We start from the raw sequence: 3,238 nt of genomic DNA, 5'->3' as shown, positions 1-3,238 counted from the left end.
GGCGGGCGACGTCGGCGGTCCAGGTGGCGTGCGCCTGGGCCTGGCGGGCGCGGGTAGCGGTGCGGGCGGCGAGATAGCCGCCGTAGCCGTCGCCGTAGCGGTGCACGCCGTGGGTGTCACCGTCGACCTCGAGGAGGGTGTCCGCGACCTGGTCGAGGAAGATCCGGTCGTGGGAGACCACCGCCGTCGTCCCGGTGCGGGCCCGCAGGTAGGTGGCGAGCCAGGCGAGGCCGTCGTCGTCGAGGTGGTTCGTCGGCTCGTCGAGCAGCAGCACCTCGCGGCCGGCAGCGAGCACACAGGCCAGCCGCAGCCGCGCCTGCTGACCGCCGGAGAGCGCGCCGAGCCCCCGCTCGCGGCGCAGCCCGCCGAGGCCGACACCGTGCAGGACCCGTTCGACGCGGGCGTCGGCGTCGTAGCCGCCACGCAGCTCGAACGCGGCGAGCAGCGTGCCGTACTCCGCGAGCACGTCCGCGCTGCCGGATGATTCCGGCAGGGCGGACATCGCGGCCTCCAGCGCGCGCAGGCGGGCCTCGATCGCCCGCAGGTCGGCCAGGGCGTCGTCGATGGCGTCCGCGACCGTCCAGCCGGAGGTGGGGGCAGCCTCCTGCGAGAGATGCCCGATGCCGCCGTCGGCCTGGCGGATCACCCGGCCGTCGTCGGGGAGCTCGACCCCGGCGAGCAGGCGCAGCATGGTGGTCTTGCCCGACCCGTTCTCCCCGATGATGCCCGTACGGGCACCCGGCGGCAGGGAGCAGGTGACGTCCAGCAGGACGGGGCGATGGTCATAGGACTTGCTGACAGCGTCCAGCGTGAGCTGGGTGGACAGCGTGAGCTGGGTGGACAGCGTGAGCTGGGTGGACATGGGGATCCTCGGAGACGGACCGGGCACACGACCGGGCGGAGGCCGGCGTGCGGGGGCGGCGTCTCACAGGTCCATCTGGCGACTCCCTCGGGAAGGCGACACGTCCGTTAACGACGGTGCCACGCGGGGGGACGGCCCGCAACCCGTTTTCCGGATCCGGCCGGGCCGGGCGGCGTCCCGGTATAATTCCTGCCGCTGATACCGCTGGAAAGTCCGCGTGCGGCAGGGGGCGTGGCCGCCGCCGCGCCGGCCGTGGCGGAGAATCGGCGCGGTTCGCCTTCCTTGCCACCTGTCCAACACCCTGTCCGTGTCCGCATGGAGGAAATTCCCGTGAGTAGCCGGGTCGAGACGCTGGAATTCCAGGCCGAGGCGCGTCAGCTTCTGCGGCTGATGGTGCATTCGATCTACTCAGACAAGGATGTGTTCCTACGGGAACTCATCTCCAACGCCTCCGACGCGCTGGACAAGCTGCGCCTTGCTTCCCTGACCGACCAGGACCTGCGGGTCGACATCCCCGATCTGCACATCGAGCTGGTCGTCGACCGTGACGCGCGGACGCTGACCGTGCGCGACAACGGCATCGGCATGTCCCGCGACGACGTCGTCGGCCTCATCGGCACGATCGCCCGCTCGGGCACCGCCGAGCTGCTCGGCAGGCTGCGCGAAGCCCGGGAGTCCGGGGACGCGACCGCCTCCGCGGACCTCATCGGCCAGTTCGGCGTCGGCTTCTACTCGACCTTTATGGTCGCCGACACCGTCACGCTGCTCACCCGCCGCGCCGGCGAGGACGCCGGCACCCGCTGGGAGTCCAGCGGCGAGGGCACCTATGTCATCGAGACCGTCGACGACGCGCCGCGGGGGACCGCGGTCACGGTGCACCTCAAGCCCGAGGACAGCGAGGACCGGCTGTTCGACTACACCGACGAACGCAAGATCCGCGAGATCGTCAAGCGCTACTCCGACTTCATCGCCTGGCCGATCCGGATGGCCGTCGAACGCCCCGCCCCGGCCGCCGCCGACTCCGACTCCGAGGGCGAGGGCGAGTCCGCCCCCGACGCGACGGTGACCGAGATCGAGACGCTGAACTCGATGAAGGCGCTGTGGGCCCGACCGCGCGACGACGTCGATCAGGCCGAGTACAACGAGCTCTACCGCCACCTCAGCCACGACTGGACCGACCCGCTCGAGGTCATCCAGATGAAGGGCGAGGGAACGTTCGAGTACGAGGCGCTGCTGTTCATCCCCGCCCGCGCGCCGCTGGACCTTTACACCCGTGACGCCCGCCGCGGAATCCAGCTTTACGTCAAGCGCGTGTTCATCATGGACGACTGTGAGGCGCTGCTTCCGAACTACCTGCGCTTCGTCAAGGGCGTCGTCGACGCCCGTGATCTGTCGCTGAACATCTCCCGGGAAATCCTGCAGCAGGACCGGCGGATCCAGCAGGTCCGCCGCCGGCTGGTCCGCAAGGTGCTCGCGTCGGCGAAGAGCCTGCTCGACGGCGACCGCGAGCGCTACCGCACCTTCTGGGGCGAGTTCGGCGCGGCGGTGAAGGAAGGACTGCTGGAGGACGCCGACAACACCGAGGCGATCCTCGAGATCGTCTCCGTGGCGTCGACGGGCGATCCGGAGGCGACGACCACCCTGCGCGAGTACACCGAGCGCATGAAGGACGGCCAGACCGAGATCTACTATATGACCGGCGACTCCCGGGCGACGATCGAGAACTCGCCGCACCTGGAGGCGTTCGCGGCCCGCGGCTACGAGGTGCTCCTGCTCACCGACCCCGTCGACGAGGTCTGGGTCGAGCGGGTCGGCGCGTTCGACGGCAGGACCCTGCAGTCGATCGCGAAGGGCCAGGTCGACCTCGACACCGACGAGGAGCGCGAGCAGGCCGAGACCGAGCGCGAGCAGCAGCGCAAGGACTTCGCGGACCTGCTGGCGTGGATGGCGGGGCGCCTCGGCGAGGACGTCAAGGAGGTCCGGTTGTCCTCGCGGCTGACGACGTCGCCGGCCTGCGTCGTCGGCGACACGTTCGACATGACCCCGGCGCTGGAGAAGATGTACCGGGCGATGGGCCAGAACGTCCCGCATCCCAAGCGCATCCTGGAGCTCAACCCGACCCACCCGTTGGTCACCGCGCTGCGCCGGGCCCACGAGCAGGACGCCGAGTCCGTCGCCTTCGGCGAGACCGCCGAGCTGCTGTACGACCTGGCGCTGCTGGCCGAGGGCGGCGACCTGCGTGACCCGGCCCGGTTCACCCGGGTGCTGGCCGGCCGGCTGGCGAACGCCCTGTAGGCGCGCCCGGCACCGCCCGTGCTCCCTGCCCGCCCGTGCTCCCTGCCCGCCCGTGCCGCCTCGCGGCGCACGGGCAGGGGC

2 protein-coding genes are annotated in these 3,238 nt (G+C 71.1%); one reads left to right on the top strand and one right to left on the bottom strand.

Features of this window, described 5'->3' with window-relative positions; all coding sequences use genetic code 11:
* Nucleotides 1–862: ATP-binding cassette domain-containing protein (locus MXD58_RS23615; protein WP_250609942.1), on the bottom strand; the 862-nt coding region annotated here is incomplete at its 3' end.
* Between the two features lie 330 nt (nt 863–1,192).
* On the opposite strand from MXD58_RS23615, the gene htpG reads away from it, so the two are divergent.
* Nucleotides 1,193–3,157 carry a molecular chaperone HtpG gene (gene htpG, locus MXD58_RS23610; RefSeq protein WP_248837086.1) on the top strand — a complete coding sequence of 655 codons (1,965 nt, stop codon included), beginning with the start codon at nt 1,193–1,195 and terminating at the stop codon, nt 3,155–3,157.
* Nucleotides 3,158–3,238 lie beyond the last annotated feature (81 nt).

The sequence above is a fragment of the Frankia sp. AgKG'84/4 genome, assembly GCF_023242965.2.
Lineage (GTDB): Bacteria > Actinomycetota > Actinomycetes > Frankiales > Frankiaceae > Frankia.
This window is presented reverse-complemented; position numbering and strand designations above follow the sequence as displayed.